At 61.1% G+C, this 16,601-nt stretch carries 16 protein-coding genes; all 16 read left to right on the forward strand.

Features of this window, described 5'->3' with window-relative positions:
- Nucleotides 1–111 precede the first annotated feature (111 nt).
- The 16 genes from JYP50_RS01065 to JYP50_RS01140 all read left to right on the forward strand — a co-directional run bounded on the left by JYP50_RS01065 (nucleotide 112) and on the right by JYP50_RS01140 (nucleotide 16,505).
- Nucleotides 112–903, forward strand: coding sequence for an SDR family oxidoreductase (locus JYP50_RS01065; protein WP_206558599.1), 792 nt, complete (start codon nucleotides 112–114; stop codon nucleotides 901–903).
- Nucleotides 904–1,111: 208 nt separating this feature from the next.
- The gene (locus tag JYP50_RS01070) at nucleotides 1,112–2,314 is read left to right on the forward strand and encodes an acetyl-CoA C-acyltransferase (RefSeq protein ID WP_206558600.1); all 1,203 of its coding nucleotides are present in this window, start codon (nucleotides 1,112–1,114) and stop codon (nucleotides 2,312–2,314) included.
- A gap of 247 nt (nucleotides 2,315–2,561) precedes the next feature.
- A complete protein-coding gene (locus JYP50_RS01075) occupies nucleotides 2,562–4,307 on the forward strand; it encodes a GspE/PulE family protein (RefSeq protein ID WP_206558601.1) in 1,746 nt (581 codons plus the stop codon).
- Between the two features lie 4 nt (nucleotides 4,308–4,311).
- Nucleotides 4,312–5,520: a type II secretion system F family protein gene (locus JYP50_RS01080; protein WP_206558602.1), complete on the forward strand. Its 1,209-nt coding sequence runs from the start codon at nucleotides 4,312–4,314 to the stop codon at nucleotides 5,518–5,520.
- A 54-nt stretch (nucleotides 5,521–5,574) separates the two neighbouring features.
- Nucleotides 5,575–6,015, forward strand: a complete 441-nt coding sequence (gene gspG, locus JYP50_RS01085; protein ID WP_206558603.1) for a type II secretion system major pseudopilin GspG — start codon at nucleotides 5,575–5,577, stop codon at nucleotides 6,013–6,015.
- Nucleotides 5,954–6,466, forward strand: a complete 513-nt coding sequence (locus JYP50_RS01090) for a GspH/FimT family pseudopilin (protein WP_241262685.1) — start codon at nucleotides 5,954–5,956, stop codon at nucleotides 6,464–6,466. Before gspG ends, JYP50_RS01090 begins: the two co-directional genes overlap by 62 nt.
- Nucleotides 6,453–6,845, forward strand: coding sequence for a PulJ/GspJ family protein (locus JYP50_RS01095; protein WP_206558604.1), 393 nt, complete (start codon nucleotides 6,453–6,455; stop codon nucleotides 6,843–6,845). Before JYP50_RS01090 ends, JYP50_RS01095 begins: the two co-directional genes overlap by 14 nt.
- Nucleotides 6,842–7,450, forward strand: coding sequence for a prepilin-type N-terminal cleavage/methylation domain-containing protein (locus JYP50_RS01100; RefSeq protein ID WP_206558605.1), 609 nt, complete (start codon nucleotides 6,842–6,844; stop codon nucleotides 7,448–7,450). Before JYP50_RS01095 ends, JYP50_RS01100 begins: the two co-directional genes overlap by 4 nt.
- The gene (locus JYP50_RS01105; RefSeq protein WP_206558606.1) at nucleotides 7,450–8,328 is read left to right on the forward strand and encodes a hypothetical protein; all 879 of its coding nucleotides are present in this window, start codon (nucleotides 7,450–7,452) and stop codon (nucleotides 8,326–8,328) included. Before JYP50_RS01100 ends, JYP50_RS01105 begins: the two co-directional genes overlap by 1 nt.
- A 1-nt stretch (nucleotide 8,329) precedes the next feature.
- Nucleotides 8,330–9,355 carry a PilN domain-containing protein gene (locus tag JYP50_RS01110; RefSeq protein ID WP_206558607.1) on the forward strand — a complete coding sequence of 342 codons (1,026 nt, stop codon included), beginning with the start codon at nucleotides 8,330–8,332 and terminating at the stop codon, nucleotides 9,353–9,355.
- Nucleotides 9,352–9,918, forward strand: a complete 567-nt coding sequence (gspM, locus tag JYP50_RS01115) for a type II secretion system protein GspM (RefSeq protein WP_206558608.1) — start codon at nucleotides 9,352–9,354, stop codon at nucleotides 9,916–9,918. The genes JYP50_RS01110 and gspM overlap by 4 nt, the downstream gene beginning before the upstream one ends.
- On the forward strand, nucleotides 9,915–10,571 hold the full coding sequence (locus JYP50_RS01120) for a type II secretion system protein N (protein ID WP_206558609.1): 657 nt from the start codon (nucleotides 9,915–9,917) through the stop codon (nucleotides 10,569–10,571). The genes gspM and JYP50_RS01120 overlap by 4 nt, the downstream gene beginning before the upstream one ends.
- A 28-nt stretch (nucleotides 10,572–10,599) precedes the next feature.
- Nucleotides 10,600–12,807, forward strand: coding sequence for a type II secretion system secretin GspD (gspD, locus tag JYP50_RS01125; RefSeq protein ID WP_206558610.1), 2,208 nt, complete (start codon nucleotides 10,600–10,602; stop codon nucleotides 12,805–12,807).
- Nucleotides 12,808–13,174: 367 nt separating this feature from the next.
- A complete protein-coding gene (locus tag JYP50_RS01130) occupies nucleotides 13,175–13,624 on the forward strand; it encodes a hypothetical protein (RefSeq protein WP_206558611.1) in 450 nt (149 codons plus the stop codon).
- 132 nt (nucleotides 13,625–13,756) lie between these two features.
- Nucleotides 13,757–15,367, forward strand: a complete 1,611-nt coding sequence (locus tag JYP50_RS01135; protein WP_206558612.1) for a hypothetical protein — start codon at nucleotides 13,757–13,759, stop codon at nucleotides 15,365–15,367.
- Nucleotides 15,368–15,560: 193 nt separating this feature from the next.
- Entirely contained in the window at nucleotides 15,561–16,505 is a 945-nt protein-coding gene (locus JYP50_RS01140; RefSeq protein WP_206558613.1) for a peptidylprolyl isomerase, read from the forward strand.
- Nucleotides 16,506–16,601: the final 96 nt, after the last annotated feature.

The raw sequence follows: 16,601 nt of genomic DNA on the forward strand, positions 1-16,601 counted from the left end.
TTTTGGGCACAGCGGGCCCCGCTTTTCAGGTCATTCATTCGGCCAATGCGCAAGCAGACTTTCTTGGCCGAATGAATTCGGCCCTACACGCTATCTGTCGAGGATTCCAATATGGCTTTGAAAGAACCCCCACCCTACGTCCCCGGCCACAACCTGCTGGCCGGTAAGTCTGTACTGGTAACCGCCGCCGCCGGCGCCGGCATCGGCTTCGCCGCCGCCACCCGCGCCGCGGAAGAGGGCGCTCGCGCGGTGACCATCAGTGACATTCACGAGGGCCGGTTGGAAAAAGCCGTCGCTGCCCTCAAGGAAAATACCGGCCTGGAAGCGGTGTACGGCAAACTCGCCAACGTCACCGACGAGGCCGATGTGCAGGCCCTGATCGACGAGGCCGAATCCCGCATGAACGGCGTCGACGTGCTGATCAACAACGCCGGCCTCGGCGGCACCAAGCTGCTGGTGGATATGGAGGACGACGAGTGGTCCCGGGTGCTGGATATCACCCTTACCGGCACCATGCGCATGACCCGCGCCATGCTCAAAAAAATGCAGCCCCGCGGCGCCGGCGTTATCGTCAACAACGCCTCGGTCCTCGGCTGGCGCGCGCAGAAGGAGCAGTGCCACTACGCCGCTGCCAAGGCCGGCGTCATGGCCCTGACCCGCTGCGCGGCCCTGGAAGCGGCTGACCATGGCGTGCGCATCAACGCGGTGTCGCCCTCCATCGCCTTCCACGAGTTCCTGAAAAAGACCACGCCGATGGAACTGCTGGAGGAGCTGGCCGGCAAGGAGGCCTTCGGCCGCGCCGCGGAGGTGTGGGAGGTGGCCAACGTAATGATGTTCCTGGCCTCGGACTATTCGGGTTACATGACCGGCGAGATCGTGTCCTGTTCCAGCCAGCGGGCGTAGGCGGCGGGATGAATCCAGCCCGGCATGACCTGGGTAGGCACTCCCTGTAGGGTCGAATTCATTCGACCAGGCCGGATGAATCCGGCCCTACATGGATCGTAGTAGCCCTCCCTGTATGGCCGGCACCGAGTTAAATGCGTCAATTGCCCGGAAAATTGGGAATATTTCACAAATTCAAACGTAATCACATTATTAGTAGAGGCTAGCAATGAGAGAAGCAGTCATCGTCAGCACCGCGCGTACCCCCATCGGCAAGGCATTCCGCGGTGCCTTCAACGACACCGAAGCGCCCGCCATGGGCGGTCACGTGGTGCGCGCCGCCGTCGAGCGCGCGGGTATCGACCCGAGCATGGTCGACGACGTCCTCATGGGGGCCGCCGCCCAGCAGGGCACCCAGGGCTACAACCTCGGGCGCCTGTGTGGCGTCGCTGGCGGCCTGCCCGACACCACCGCCGGGATGACCATGGACCGTCAGTGCTCCTCCGGCCTGATGACCATCGCCACCGCGGCGAAATCCATCATCTGCAACGAGTACGACGTCGCCGTCGCCGGTGGCCTTGAGTCCATCTCCCTGGTGCAGAACAAGCACAAGAACAGCTACCGCAATGTCTCCAAGGCGGTGCTGGAAGTGTCGCCCCAGGCCTATATCCAGATGATCGAGACCGCCGAGGTGGTCGCCGAGCGCTACGGTATTTCCCGGGAGGCCCAGGACGAGTACTCCCTGCAGAGCCAGCAGCGCACCGCCCGGGCCCAGGAAGCCGGTGCTTTCGACGACGAAATCGTGCCCATGACCAGCACCAAGGCGGTGTTCAACAAAGAGACAAAGGAAACCACCTACGAGACGGTGACCCTGGAGAAAGACGAGGGCAACCGCCCCGGGACCACGCTTGAGGGCCTGCAATCCCTGGAGCCGGTGTTCAAGGACGGCCAGTTCATCAAGCAGGGCCAGTTCATCACCGCCGGCAATGCCTCGCAGCTTTCCGACGGCGCCTCCGCCTGCGTGCTTATGGACAGCCAGCTCGCCGAGCGCCAGGGCCTGGAGCCCCTGGGCATCTACCGCGGGCTGTCGGTGGCCGGTTGCGCCGCCGATGAGATGGGTATCGGCCCGGTATTCGCGATTCCCAAGCTGCTGCAGCGGCACAATCTCACGGTGGACGACATCGGCCTGTGGGAACTCAACGAGGCCTTCGCCTGTCAGGTGATTTACTGCCGCGACCAGCTGGGCATCGACAACGACAAACTGAACGTGAACGGCGGCGCCATCGCCATCGGTCATCCCTTTGGCATGAGCGGCGCGCGCATGGTCGGGCACGCCCTGATCGAGGGCAAGCGCCGTGGCGCGCGCTATGTGGTGGTGACCATGTGCATCGGCGGCGGCATGGGGGCGGCGGGCCTGTTCGAAGTGGCCTGACCTGTAGGGCGGACAGCGGGCCCCTCTTTTCGGGTTAGTTATTGCGCCGCTTTTGGTCGAATGAATTCGACCCTACAAGGGAGCATCGCCCCTGTAGGGCGGAATTCATTCCGCCAACCCCAGTGGGGGCGGGCTTGTTCCGCCATCGGGCGACCCCGCCCCTGTGCTACAATGGCGCCGTTTACCGCCCGGGGAAATCCCCGGGCCCTGACAACATTGCAATATTTGCAACGACAGACGGCGTGGAATGACCAAGATTGGCGAGCTGCTGGTGCAGCAGGGCAAGATCTCCGAGCGGGATGTGGAGCGTACCCTGCTGGCCCAGAACGAAATGGGCGACCTGTTTGGCCAGGTGCTGGTCAAGCTGGGCCTGGTTTCCGACCTGGATCTCGCTCAGGCGCTGAGCCAGCAACTCGATATCCCCCTGCAGGCGCTTTCCGACTACCCCGAGGAGGCGATCAAGCTCGACGGGGTGTCCCAGGACTTCCTGTTCAGTAACGCCGTGGTGCCGGTGACCGCCAGCGAGGAGCGCGTCACCTTCGCCGCCACCGTGCCCCAGGACCCCTTCCTCGCCAAGGCCCTGGCCCTGGCCCTGGACAAGCCGGTCAGCATCGTCCTCGGCCTGGAAGCCGATATCAACAAGACCCTGCAACTGCACCTGCAGGCCGAGGAGGGCGGGGACGACGAGGAGCTTTCCGACCAGTTCGCCGGCCAGAGCGACGACGAATTCATCGAGCACCTGCGCGACCTCGCCAGCGAGGCGCCGGTGATCCGCCTGGTCAACCAGATCATCCACCGGGCGGTGGATATGGGCGCCTCCGACATCCATGTCGAGCCCTTCGAGGACGGCCTGCACCTGCGCTACCGGGTGGACGGCGTACTGCAGGACTCCCGCGATGCGCCCTCACCCAGCCTGGCGCCGGCCATCGCCTCGCGCATCAAGCTGCTGTCGCACATGAACATCGCCGAGCGGCGCCTGCCCCAGGACGGCCGCATTATGACCCGGGTCAAGGGCCACGAGCTGGACCTGCGGGTGTCCACCATTCCCACCGTACACGGCGAGAGCATCGTCATGCGGGTGCTGGACCGGGGCAGCATCCGCCTCAGCCTCACCGAGATGGGTTTCAGCGACGATACCCTGGAGCGTTACCAAACCCTGCTGGCCCGGCCCCACGGGGTGTTGCTGATGACCGGCCCCACCGGCTCCGGTAAAACCACCACACTGTACGCCTCGCTGGCTTCCCTGGACTCCGAGCGGCTCAAGATCATCACCGTGGAAGACCCGGTGGAATACCAGCTCCAGGGCGTCAACCAGATCCAGGTGCAGTCCCAGATCGAGTTGAGCTTCGCTCGCGCGCTGCGCGCTATTTTGCGCCAGGACCCCGACATCATCATGATCGGCGAGATGCGCGACACCGAAACCGCGCAGATTGGCGTGCAGTCCGCGCTTACCGGTCACCTGGTGTTGTCCACCCTGCATACCAATACCGCAGCCGGCGCCATCACCCGCCTGGAAGACATGGGGGTGGAGCGCTTCCTGATTACCTCCTCGGTGAACGGGGTGCTGGCCCAGCGGCTGGTGCGCACCCTGTGCAAACACTGCAAAACTGAAGTCGAGCTCTCCGGCGAGGCCATCCGCCGCTACGGCCTGAAGCCCTTTCTCGCGCCCGGCCAGACCACGGTTTACCAGGCGGTGGGTTGCGAGCACTGCCTGGAATCCGGCTACGCGGGCCGTACCTCCATCCACGAGTTGTTCGTGCTGGATGAGGAGATGCACCGGGTCATCATGTCCGGCGCCGACGCGACCCTGCTCCACGCCGCCGCGCGCAAGCAGGGCATGATCACCCTCTATGAGGACGGCCTGCGCAAGGTGGTCGCGGGCAAGACCTCCCTTGAGGAAGTGCTGCGGGTGACCCAGGATCAGACCGAATCCGAGGACGAGGCCGCGGAGATGGAAGCCCAGCTTCAGCAACTGGCCTCGCCGGCCGCCTGAACCCATGGCGCATTTCAGCTACAGGGCCATCGGCCGCGACGGCAAGCCCCGCAATGGCAGTATCGAGGCCGACGGCCTCGAACTCGCCTCCCGACAGCTGCGCAGCCAGGGCCTGACCCTGCTCAAGCTCGAACCCGGCAGCGGCGTCGCCGGTGGCGACGAGGCGGTGGCCGGCAAGCCTCCGGGGCGACAGGAAGTACTGTCCATGACCACCGAGCTCGCCGTGCTGCTGCGCGCCGGCCTGCCCCTGGACCGCGCGCTCAAGGTGCTGATCGACATGGCGGCGGAGCCGGGCATCAGCGGCCTGCTCAACGACCTGCTCAAGTCGGTGAAGGGCGGTAAGTCTCTCAGCCAGGCGCTGGCGCCACACGACAAGGTGTTCGGTTCTTTCTATATCAATATGGTGCGCTCGGGGGAGGCCAGTGGCCACCTGTCGGCGGTGCTCGACCGCTTGGTGGAGTACCTCGAAAACGCCAAGGCCAACCGCGATGCGGTGGTTTCCGCGCTGATTTACCCCTGCATTTTGCTGGTGGTGTCGGTGCTGTCGGTGATGGTGATGCTGGGCTTTGTGGTGCCCCAGTTCGAGAGTCTGTTCGAGGACATGGGCGAGGCCCTGCCCGCGCTCACCCGCATGATCATTTCTGCCGCCGATTTCATCAAGGCCTGGGGTTGGCTGCTGGCAGTCGCCGCCGTGGGCGCGGGCTTCTATCTGCGCAGCTGGGCGCGCAGCGAGGCGGGGCGAACTACCCTGCACCGGCGCATGCTGAAAATGCCCCTGGCCGGGAGGATCGTGTTCGAGTTCGAGATGTCCAAATTCGCCCGTACCGTGGGTACCCTGGTGGGCAATGGCGTATCCCTGCTCAAGGCCATCTCCATCGCCATCGACACGGTCGACAACACGGTGATGAAAGAGGCCCTGCAGGTGCTGCCGCCCGCGGTCAAGGCGGGCAAGCGCATGTCGGTGGCGCTGGAGGAGACCAATATGTTCACGCCGATGGTCATCCAGATGACCCGCGTCGGCGAGGAGTCCGGTAGCCTCGACAAAATGATGCTGGAGCTGGCCAAGGTCTTCGACGACCACGTACAGTCCGGCGTGAAGCGCGGCCTGACCCTGCTGGAGCCGGTGCTGATTTTGAGCATGGGTGCCATCATCGCGGTGATCATTATCGCCATTTTGATGGGCATCCTGTCGGTGAACGACCTGGCGATGTAGCGGGGAGTTTTCTCCCCGGACGCCACCAACAAACCTGCTGAAGGAAATCACTCTATGAAGCAACACAAGCGCAACGGGCGGCAGTCCCGTCAGACCGGTTTCACCCTGATGGAGCTGCTGGTCGTGCTGGCCATCCTCGGCCTGTTGATGAGCCTGGTCGGCCCGGCTGTCCTGAAGCAGCTCGGTGGCGCCAAGTCGAAGACCGCCGGCATCCAGATCAAGGACCTGGAACAGTCGCTGGAAATGTACAAGCTGGACGTGGGGCGCTTCCCCACGACCGAGCAGGGCCTGGAGGCCCTGGTGCGCAAGCCCTCCAATGCCGCCGGCTGGAACGGCCCCTACCTGAAATCCAAGGAAGTGCCGCTGGACCCCTGGAACCAGGAATACCACTACAAATATCCCGGTGAGAAGGGCGAGCTGGATATTTTCACCTATGGCCAGAACGGGGTTCCCGGTGGTGATGGCGAAGATGCCGATGTGGGCAACTGGCGCTAGCACCCCGCATCATCGCCGGGGCTTCACCCTGGTGGAGCTGATGGCCGCGTTGGCCATCGCCGCCGTGGTGCTGGCGGTGGCGGTGCCGTCCTCGGTGCGTATGTACGACACCATCCGCTACCGGGAGGCCGTGCGGGAGGTGATTACAATGCTGGCCACCGCCCGCTACCGGGCCATCGCCAGCGGCCTGCCCCAGAGCGTGGAGGTCGTGCCCGGCGAGCGCCGCCTGCGCTTTGACGACAAGAGCACCGTGCTGCCGGCCAACGTCAAGATGGCCGTCCACTCCGCAAAGGAGTTGAACCGCGGCAACACCGGGGTGATTCGCTTCTATCCGGAAGGTGGCTCCTCTGGCGGCGGCGTGGATATCGAATCGGATCGCGGTCGCGGCGTCAGCATCCGCGTCGACTGGTTGATGGGCGGTGTTACCCAGCAGACCTATGCCGCTCGCTAAACGTGCCCAGGGTGGTTTTTCCCTGCTGGAAATGGTCGTTGCGATGGCCATTCTGGCGCTGTCGCTGGGGGCGCTCTACCAGGCCACAAGCGGCGCCACCCGCAATATCCGCAGTGACGAGCGTTACGCCTACGGCGTGGAGTTGGCGCGCTCACTGCTGGCGGATTCTTCCCAGGTGCCATTGAGGGGGCGCAACGACGGCGGGGAAACCGAAGGCGGCTTTCGCTGGCGCGTGGAGACGCAGCCACTGGATATCGACAACGCGGGCCTGGAAAAAGGCCAGCTGCAACGTATCCAGGTGACCGTGAGCTGGGCCGACGGCGGCCGTGAACGGCAGGTGGTGCTGGACTCTGTCGTGGAGGGCCGGCGGTGGGAGTGAGCTGTCGTACCCCGGCCCGCTCGACGCAGCGCGCCTTCACCCTGGTGGAAGTGATGGTGGCGCTGGCGGTGTTGTCGTTGATCATGCTCGCGACGGTGACGGCGATGAGAACCCTGGCCAATACCCAGCGCACGCTGGATGCCAGTGTCAGCCGGATTGACGAGGTGCGGACCGTCACCAGTTTTATTCGCGACCAGCTTGAGGTCGCTACGCTGGGATCAAATTCCAGTGGGTTAAGCCTGGGGGCGGGTGCTAACGAGGGTGCCTACTTCCGCGGCTACAGCAACAGCATGGAGTGGAAGGCCACCATAAAATTTGGTGAGTCCTACGGCGGACAGTACCTGCTGAGAATTGTTCGCAATGACGATACGTTGTGGTTGCAGTGGCGGGAAATGCCGCAGGTCACAGCAGAGATTGACTGGAGCGGGGCCCAGTCGCGGCGTTTGATCGATGGTGTGCAGGATTTTCGCCTGGCCTACAGGGCTACTCATGTGGACCCCTGGGAAGGGGCGGCCGAGCAAGGTGTGGTGCCTGCTCTGGTGCGGCTGCGTATTAAAACGCGTGAGCGCTATTGGCCAGACCTGATAATGGCGGTACCACGGTAATGGAATACGATACCGGAACAATTCGTCTGTCAGATAAACAGTCCGGCGTGGCCCTGGCGATTGTATTGTGGTTTTTGGCGGCGATGTCGCTGCTTGTCGCGGGTATTGTGCACCAGGGGCGGGTGGATGTACGCCTGGCGCAGGCGCATGTGGCTCGCGCAGAAGCGATAGCATCCGGGGACGGGGCCATTCACTTGATGCTGGCACGGTTCACCGCCGCGCCGCTAGAAGGCGGGGGGCGCCGTGGAGAGTTGCCGCTCAGCGGGGTGTTCGATCTGGGCAATACGCAGGTTTGGGTAAAGATGGTTCCAGCCTCCGGCCTGGTGGATGTCTTTGGTTCGCCACCGCAGTTGCTTGCTGCGCTCTTTGCTCAGCGGGGCGGCCTTTCGCCCGCCGATGCGCAACAGTTGGCCGACAGTGTGGTAGAGTTGCGCTCGCCCCTGGCCCGGCGCCAGCAACTCGGCATGCAGCGGGCCGTACGTTTCTCCACACCCGAGGACTTGCTGAGGGTGCCGGGCTTCAATCGCGCCTTGTTGGACGCGATTCAGGACGATATACGCGCCGTACCCGGGGGGAGAGATAATTTGAACTGGTCTGCGGCGTCACAGGGTCTGCTTCAGGCAGTCAGCAGTACCAACCCCAGGCGTGCGGCTTACCTCGCGGACCGCCGCAGTGAGGCGGCGGGCGCCCGGCTATGGAACGTCCAGGTAGAGGAGCTGTTCCGCGTTGATGCCGTGATACAGTACGGCGACCAATACTGGATGCGTCGTCGCTGGATCAGGTTGGAGCAAGGGAGAGGGTCGCAGTTACCCTGGTATGCTGTAAGGAGCGAAGCGCCGCGCGCCGTGCCGCAAATTATGAACAGTGGGGTGGAGTGATTTGATCCTCGATAGCAGTAGTCAGCAGTGGCAGCTGTTTGGTTTTGACGTGCGTCACATCGGCCGGCACTGGCAGCACGCGTGGGCGGAATTCCTGTGGGGCGACCAGTCGCCGGTCCGTGCTCGGCTCGATGAAGTGGTGCTGTTGCACAGCGAGTCTGGCAGCGAGTTCTACCACAGCGGTCGTACCGTGGAGCCGACAGATGCAAAGTGCGAAGCTATTCTGCTCCCTGCTGAGTTGGTGCTCACCAAGAGCTTGCGCTTGCCGAGGGCCGCAGAAGCGGAACTCGAGGCGGCGATGGCCCTGGAAGTAGGCAGTAAAAGCCCGTTTCCAGCCGATGATACCGCCTCAGGTTGGACGCTACTGGGGCGAGACGACGACAGGTTGGAAGTGCAGTTGGCGATCGTTTCTCTCAGCGCCACCATGCGTTACCTGGGGCGGCACTACGATATTCACGATGTTGGTGCGCGCGAGGTGTGGGCACGCCTTAACGAGCGGCCCATCGTATTGCAGGGGTTTGGTGAAGATAGGCGTCTGGCGCGCTACAAGCGTCGTTTGCTGCGCATGGGTGGGCTGTTGGCCGGAGGTCTTTGCCTGTTGCTGGCGATGGTGCTGCTGTCGGTGGGGGGTAAATACCTCGTGATGAAGCAGTATCAGGACCTGTCTGCCAGGGTGACGGCGCAAACCCGGGATGCCGCTGAACAGCGCGAGTCACTGTCGTCCGCCAACCAAATCATTGCCTCGGTGGAGGCTGTGTCGCAGGCGTTTCCCAGCCCTCATGTCGAGCTGGCGCGGTTGACCCAGCTGCTTGGTGATGATGCCTATATCGCCCAGTTCGCCATGAATGGCAATGAAATACGACTGCGTGGCCGCTCCGCGGATGCCGCGGCGGTAATGGAAAGGCTCACTGCTGTCCCGGAGTATGCCGAGGTGTCTGCGGCGCAGGGTGGTATTACCAAGCTAGGTAATACCGGGTTGGAGCAATTTTATGTGTCGATTCGCTTGCGCGGCGAGGGCGACGCGTGAATTGGCTGAGCGAAAACCGCCGGGACGCAGCCTTTATTCTGGCGACCATGGCCCTGCCGATTGTCCTGTTGTTCATGTTGGTGCTCAATCTATTCGCCATGCGTGGAGAGTATCAGGCCGAGATCGATCGTCTTGAGCCGCGCATCGCCCGGCTGGTCGGTTTGAGGATGCAGGAGGATGTGCTAGCTGAAGCCGCGAGTCAGGTGGATTCGAAAGTTTATGACCTTATCTACCCGGCCACTGACGATAGCGCCTCCGTGGCGGCCTCTTTGCAGAAAAACGTGCGGGACATATTCTCTGGCGCTGGAATGACCGTCAATAATAGCCAGATTTTGCCGGCGAAGCAGGAGGGAAGCCTGGAGCATATCGTCGTCAAGATTACTGCCACTGGCTCTCTCGATGCCCTCGATTTGGCTTTAACGGAAGTGGCCTCTTACCGTCCCATGCTGGTATTGGAGTCGCTGGATGCCTACCCCATGCGCGGCGCCTCGGCCCGGGGTGACCGCAAGCCGCAGCATGTAACCACCAATATCCAGGTGCGCGCCCTGAGGTTGGCGCCATGAGCTGGTTGCTGGATTTGCGAGAGCGCTACCGCGTCACCTCCGACCCCTTGCTCAGCGAGCGTCGGCTGGAGTTGGGCGTGCTCCTGTTGGTGGTTTTACTGGCGCTGCAATTGATCGTCAGCGCGGTGGGCTTGGCAATGCCGCCAGCGCCCGAGCCCGTGCCGCCCGCGGCGGAATCCCTGCGGGTGGGCAAGATTGAGCCGCGCCAACTGGTCAGTGGCGAGCAGAGCGCCCAGATTCGGGCGCGGCCGGTATTCTTCGAAAGTCGCCGGCCACAGGAGCCTGAAAAAGAGACCGAGGCTCAAAAGCCGCCACCGAAGGTGAAAAAAACCAAGGCGCCCGAACTTAAGTTGGTGGGGGTATTCGGGGCCGCCGAGGCCAAGGGTATCATTGCCCTGCACAAGGGCAAGCGTATGCGCCTGCTGGTAGGCGAGGATGTATCCGGCTGGGTGCTCCAGGAAGTCAGCCGTGACCGGGCCAAGTTGCAAAACAATGGCGAGTCCCTGTCCGTTGTGCTCCAGCGCACGGATACGGGGATTAGCCCCGGTAGTGAGCCCGAGCAAAACGAAGAGGCCGGCGGCGAAAAATCCGGCGCTCCAGAGCGAGATACCGACAAACCCAAGCCGTCTGGCGCACTGGTGCTAGGCGGTTGATGAAAACTGGGACCAAGGAACTAAAGGAATGCCACATTTGCCGCGGATTGTAACTCCGCTTGTGTTGCTGCTGTCGCTCAGTGGCTGCGCATTACTGGAGAACCAGTACAAGGGCTCGGTTGCTGAGAGCCCAGAGCCCGATGAGGCGACAGCGGAAAACGGTGACAAGACGGCAGGCGGCATTTCCCGTTCCGCCGCCGAGCTGGCCCAGAAGCAGATCGAGGAGCGCGACCGGGTGGCCCCGGTGTTGTACCGCGGGACCGACCGGCAGTTCAAGGACGTCAAGGCCAAGGAGCCGGTGAAATTGATCGGGGACGCCGCCAGCCTGAATTTCGAGGAGGCGCCCCTGGGCGAGGTCCTGCACGCGGTAATGGGCGAGATCCTCGGCCTCGACTACATAGTCGATCACCCGGTGCAGGGCAAGATCACCCTGCGCTCCCGCACCCCCATTCCCCGGGATCAGTTGCTGCAGGTGCTGGAGTCCCTGCTCAAGGCCAATGACGTGCTGATGGTGCGCGATGAGCAGGGGCGCTATCTGATTACCGGCTCCCAGCAGGCCTCGCGCCTGTCACCGGAGATTTCCAGTGCGCAGGCGACGGGTTCCGGCTATAGCGTGATCGTGGTGCCGCTGCAGTACATCAGTGCCGGCAATATGGCGGAAATCCTGCGCCCCGTAGCCGAAGAATCCGCTTTCGTGCGGGTGGACAACGTCCGCAATCTGTTGATGCTGGCCGGCACCCAGGCCCAGTTGGCTGGCTGGCTGGACATGGTCAATACCTTCGACGTGGATATGCTCAAGGGTATGTCGGTGGGCCTGTTTCCCCTGGAGCACAGCGGGGTAGAAGAGACAGCCCAGGTGCTCAACGGCATGTTGAGTACGGGGGGGGAGAAGGGCAACTTCTCTCAGCTGGTGAAAATCATTCCGATCAAACGCCTGAACAGCCTGCTGATCGTCACCCCGCGCGCGCATTATCTGGATACCGTGGATACCTGGATCCAGCGCCTGGATGCGGCGCCAGATTCCAATTTCGCCAAGAGGCTGTACGTCTACCCGGTGCAAAACACCACCGCGACCCGGCTGGCGGACCTGCTGACCAATATCTATTCCGGTGCGAGCGGTGGCAGTGGCGGCGGGGCTCCTGCGGGTTCGGGCTCAAGTTTTGGCCAGGGAGGCGTGGCGCCAGGCCTGGGTGCGGAATCGATTGGCGGCGGCGGGCTAAGCGCGCCCGACGTCTTCGGTGGTTCCGGATCCGGTGGCGAAGAGGGCAATACCAGCAAGGGCATCGGTGGCGTGGCCGCGATGGTCGATACTGGTACCCCGGAAATCGAGGATGTGCGGGTGGTGGCCGATGACGAGAACAATGCGCTGATGATCTATGCCACCGGCAAGCAGTACAACATTATCGCCGATGCCCTGCAGCAGCTGGATGTGGTGGCCACGCAGGTGATTATCGAGGCCAGTATTCTGGAGGTGACGCTGACAGATGAACTCAAGTATGGCCTTGAGTGGACCTTCAAGGGCGGGTTCGGCGACGATTATGCCGGCGAAGGCCAGCTTTCTATTGGTGAAGAGGGCATCGCTGCACTCTCGGGGTTTTCCTACACGCTGCGTAATTCGACCAATGGCATTAGCGCCGTGCTCAATGCCCTGGCGAGTGACTCATTGGTCAACGTAATATCCACACCGTCGGTCATGGTGCTGGATAACCACGAGGCTTACATTCATGTGGGCGACCAGGTGCCTATTGAGCAGGGTTCCCTGGTCAGCGATGGCGGGGTTGTGACGGAGAACTACCAGTACCGGGATACCGGGGTGAAGCTTACCGTCAAGCCATCGGTCAATGCCGGGCGCCTGGTGACCATGAATATCGAGCAGTCAGTGACCGATATTGGAGGTGAAGCAGGTATTGGCGGGCAGCCCACCTTTCTTGAGCGTACCATTTCCAGTCGTGTGGCGGTGCGCTCCGACGAGGCCGTGGTGCTGGGTGGGCTGATTCGTGAAAATGCTTCGGCCAGTGATAGTGGTGTGCCGATTTTGCATCGATTGCCGGTCGTAGGTAGCTTGTTCGGTACCACCTCCAACGGGAGTAAGCGAACGGAACTGATCGTTATTATCACACCTCGGGTCATTGCGGACGAGACGGAACTGCGCGACGTTAGTCGTGAGCTGCGCTCCAGGGTGCGCAAGATGGAACTGATCCGGGGCGGCGTGGACCAAGTGAGTGGTTCGGAGTAAGGTCGTGCGCCGGGATTGGGCAGCGGTTTAAGACGGGAATTCGCTCTGGCGAATGCGGGGTGTAAATCCCCGGGGCCGTGAAATATCGGCCCAAAGTCAGAAATTGAGAACTTTTTACGTTTTTTGTCGTGCCCTGGCGGCAGTTCCCTGGGAATCAGTCGGCGCGATTCGGGGAGTGGGGCGGTTCTCGCCGCCCGGCCTGGCTTCCGCTCCTTTTCATGTGGCGTAAAAACGGGTGCTGCCGGGTGGGCTGAATGGCCTTTCTGGCGTCGATCGGACCACTGGGTCAATGGCGGCTTCCGGCTTGGTAATCACCGCGGGTGCCCGTATAATCGGCGCCCGCTCGGATAAAGGTAAGTAATACAATATGTTACGACATGGTTTCTGGCGAGTGGCGGCTTTGTTACCGCTGTTGACACTGGTTTTCACCGGCTGTGGTCTCAGCCCCAGGGCCCCCGAAAAACTCACCCCGGAACTGTCCGCCCAGCTTGAGCAGCGGGTGCGTGACAGATGGCAAACTTTGTCCGACAGGGAGTTCGACAAAGCCTGGGAATTTTCCACACCTAACTTCAAAGAAGTTTTCCCCAAGCACCTGTTTGTGCGTGGTTTTTCCTATGGAGTGGAATGGGAGTTGACAGGCGTCGAAATACTTAACTATGATGGCCGGGCAGCTGTGGCAAGTGTGGCGGCTAGGGTCATGTCCAAGCCTGTCAAACCTACCTCGGAAGCGTCTAAAGCCTTGGGGGCTATCCCTACTACAATTAATGAACGCTGGATCTTCATTGATGGTCAGTGGTGGTACAGCTCAAGGAATTAAATGTGTAGTTGATCCGTCAACGTGATGCACAGAGGATGATAAGCCGGGTTGACAGCTGGCTGCAGCTAGCAATAATAGCGCTAGCAATCTGTTTAATTTGGTTGTGACGTAATACATTAGGAGTCTCCTTTTATGAAAACCAATTTCAAGCCCTTGGGTATTGCTGCTGCAGTTGCTGCTGCAACCGCAAGCTACTCCAGCGTTGTATCCGCGCAGGCAGTGACTGTCGACGCCAGCGACCTGGGTAGCATGGCCGTCGTTCCCTACTACACCGTTCGTGAAGGTTTCGGTACTGGTGTTCACCTGACCAACACCAGCGAGCGCACTCAGGTGGTTAAATTCCGCCTGCGTCGTGGCGCCGACTCCATGGACGCCCTCGACTTCAACATCATCATGTCACCGAAGGACGTGTGGACCGGCTTTATCAACAACGACGGTGATGACATCGTTATCGCCAGCCAGGACACTACCTGTACCGCTCCGGCAATGTCTAACGGCCGGTTCGTTATGCCCGCCATCTATCGCGCTGGCGCCGAGGAAGGTTATGTCGAGCTGATCGGCATGGGTACCCCGGTTGACGAGGGTGAGCCCATCGCGTACTGGGCCGAGCACACCACCGAGGGCGTACCCCGTAATTGTGACTATGTGCGCTCCAACTTCTTCCGTCAGGGCGAAGGTCCCTCCGGCACTGGTATCGTTAATGCCAGCGGTGGCGCCCAAACTCTGGGTCTGACTCTGGATACTGATGGTAAAACCGTAATTACCGGTACCTCAGACTATGTGGCGCCCGAGAACTTCCTGAAAGCTTCTTTCTTTGTTCGCGACGCGGATGCCGGCCTTGAGTTTGGTAACAGCGCTGTGCATGTTAAGGACTTCTTGACTGCGCCTTCTGTTACCAACCAGCAGAGCGGTGTGAACTCCGGTGACATCCTGGGCTTTGACTTCCCGGACCTGGATGGTGGTGTTCCCGGCGTTGAGCGCGGCCGCTATGTCGAACTGCGTAACGCTATTGGTGGCGCGTCCGTAATCAACGACTGGTCCGCCAACGGCGACCTGAATGTAGGTACCGACTGGGTGATCACCGTGCCCGGCCAGTACACCATGGTTGACTTGCCGGCTTACTTTGCGTCGCTGAATGCAATGCAATCCGAGCCGAACGCCACCAACACCAACGCGTGGAGTGGCGATGACGGCGACGGTGATGGTGTGACCGACTACTGTACCCGTACCGGTATTGCGCCTTCAGCTGCAAACCCGGCGGGTGTGGCGCCATGTGACTTCCGTGATATTCCGCTGACCGCCACTTTCGATGTCTACGATCGTGAAGAGCAGCAAATTCAGGAAGAGCAAGGCGATCTGGTTGTGTCTCCCTCGCTGCCGGGCGAAACCGTGCGCACCATCCTGCCCGCGGAAGTGAACGTGGTAAGCTGGGGTGTAGAGCCGGTACTGGATAGCCCGCAGGCCATCACCGTCGAACAGCCGGGCATTTACGGCTGGGCTGAGTTGAGCGTAGTGGGTGCCACCTCTGGCACACGCGAAGTTTGTAACCCGGTGACCACGGACACCGCAAGCCCCATCGGCACCGATATCGTTTCCGGCTTGGTTTGTACCGATATCACTGCTAGTGCTGATGCGACCATCCCCATGGTCGGCTTCGTGGCCTGGGAGCGTAGCTTCGCATCTAACCCCGATGCCAACTACGGCCGTATGGTTGAGCACAGCTACGGCGTAACTTCTTCCTAAGCTGAATTCTAAGCTCTAGGAAGCCAAAACAAAGCCGACACCCACGGGTGTCGGCTTTTTTGTGCGTGTTTTTCCAGGTACCATCGACCGTCGTCTTCCATATTGCCCTTCTGTAGCGCCGGAAGGCGAACTACAGTGTGGTGCGACTGTCATAAGGCGTAGCAAAACGTCTGACTAAGTGAGTTAATTCGAAATGCATAGAAATTTTTTATCTTTCATCAAGCTCCTGACGTTAGGACTGTTCCTGAGTGGCGCTGTGGCTCTGGCTCAGGAGCCGGACTTCGCGCAGTCTAGCGATAGGGTAGTGGTCGTCTCCGACCAAGGCGCCAGCATTACTGAGCAGGAACTGGCCTACATCATCTCCAAATGGCCACCCGATATGCAGCAAGCCGCCGCCAACAGTAAAGGTGAGCGCCTGGAACTGTTAAATGCCAGCCTTGCCTCCCGCAAAATGGCTGCGGAAGTGGATGGTTTGGCTATTCCCTCAGCTGCTGATGAAGCCTACTGGAAACTTCAAACCAGTATCGTTAATGCCAAACGCAATTATCTGTTGCAACGGCATCTCAGTACCTTGGAACTCCCGGATATGGATAAACTCGCCCGGGAGCGGTATGAGACCGACAAGCGTAAATACGCCCTGGTGCCGGAAAAGCGTCTGACCTCGCATATTTTGTTCCGATGTGTGGCGGGCGAGTGCGACCGGGATGAATTGCGCCCCAAGGCTCAGGAGGTTCTCGAGCAATTGCGCGCTGGGGCTGATTTCGAGTCCATGGTCGAGGAGTACTCCGAGGATCCCGGCAGCAAGGCCCGGGGTGGGCGCTTTGATCGCTGGATGCAGCTCGGGGAGTTGGGTGTAGAGCCCCACTACAGTGGTGGTGCCTTCGAGATTGAGAGCAAGGGAGATTATTCCGACCTGGTCGATACCCGTTTTGGCCTGCATATCATCCGGCTGGATGATATGCAGGAAGAGCACTTCGAGCCCTACGAAAACGTGCGTGAGGATATCATCAAGGACCTAGTGGCTGAGTATCGCAAATTGGCGCTAAAAGAGTTCCAAGCCCAGTTCCAGATTAGTGACGACGCTTATATCAACGGTGATGTCGTCGATGGGTTATTGACCCCCTATAAAGGGAAGTAGTCAATTAGCCGGGCTGCCAGGGTTTGCAGATATGCCGAAAGCTTGTCTTCCATTTCTGCGTATAGTCCTGGCAGTTTATCCCTTTTGGTGGGGGCG

The sequence above is a fragment of the Parahaliea mediterranea genome (assembly GCF_017255185.1).
GTDB lineage: Bacteria > Pseudomonadota > Gammaproteobacteria > Pseudomonadales > Halieaceae > JAFKCZ01.

Coding starts and splice junctions, on each gene's coding strand:
- JYP50_RS01065 (WP_206558599.1), top strand. CDS start 112: ATGGCTTTGAAAGAACCCCCACCCTACGTCCCCGGCCACAACCTGCTG.
- JYP50_RS01070 (WP_206558600.1), top strand. CDS start 1,112: ATGAGAGAAGCAGTCATCGTCAGCACCGCGCGTACCCCCATCGGCAAG.
- JYP50_RS01075 (WP_206558601.1), top strand. CDS start 2,562: ATGACCAAGATTGGCGAGCTGCTGGTGCAGCAGGGCAAGATCTCCGAG.
- JYP50_RS01080 (WP_206558602.1), top strand. CDS start 4,312: ATGGCGCATTTCAGCTACAGGGCCATCGGCCGCGACGGCAAGCCCCGC.
- gspG (WP_206558603.1), top strand. CDS start 5,575: ATGAAGCAACACAAGCGCAACGGGCGGCAGTCCCGTCAGACCGGTTTC.
- JYP50_RS01090 (WP_241262685.1), top strand. CDS start 5,954: ATGGCCAGAACGGGGTTCCCGGTGGTGATGGCGAAGATGCCGATGTGG.
- JYP50_RS01095 (WP_206558604.1), top strand. CDS start 6,453: ATGCCGCTCGCTAAACGTGCCCAGGGTGGTTTTTCCCTGCTGGAAATG.
- JYP50_RS01105 (WP_206558606.1), top strand. CDS start 7,450: ATGGAATACGATACCGGAACAATTCGTCTGTCAGATAAACAGTCCGGC.
- JYP50_RS01120 (WP_206558609.1), top strand. CDS start 9,915: ATGAGCTGGTTGCTGGATTTGCGAGAGCGCTACCGCGTCACCTCCGAC.
- gspD (WP_206558610.1), top strand. CDS start 10,600: ATGCCACATTTGCCGCGGATTGTAACTCCGCTTGTGTTGCTGCTGTCG.
- JYP50_RS01130 (WP_206558611.1), top strand. CDS start 13,175: ATGTTACGACATGGTTTCTGGCGAGTGGCGGCTTTGTTACCGCTGTTG.
- JYP50_RS01135 (WP_206558612.1), top strand. CDS start 13,757: ATGAAAACCAATTTCAAGCCCTTGGGTATTGCTGCTGCAGTTGCTGCT.
- JYP50_RS01140 (WP_206558613.1), top strand. CDS start 15,561: ATGCATAGAAATTTTTTATCTTTCATCAAGCTCCTGACGTTAGGACTG.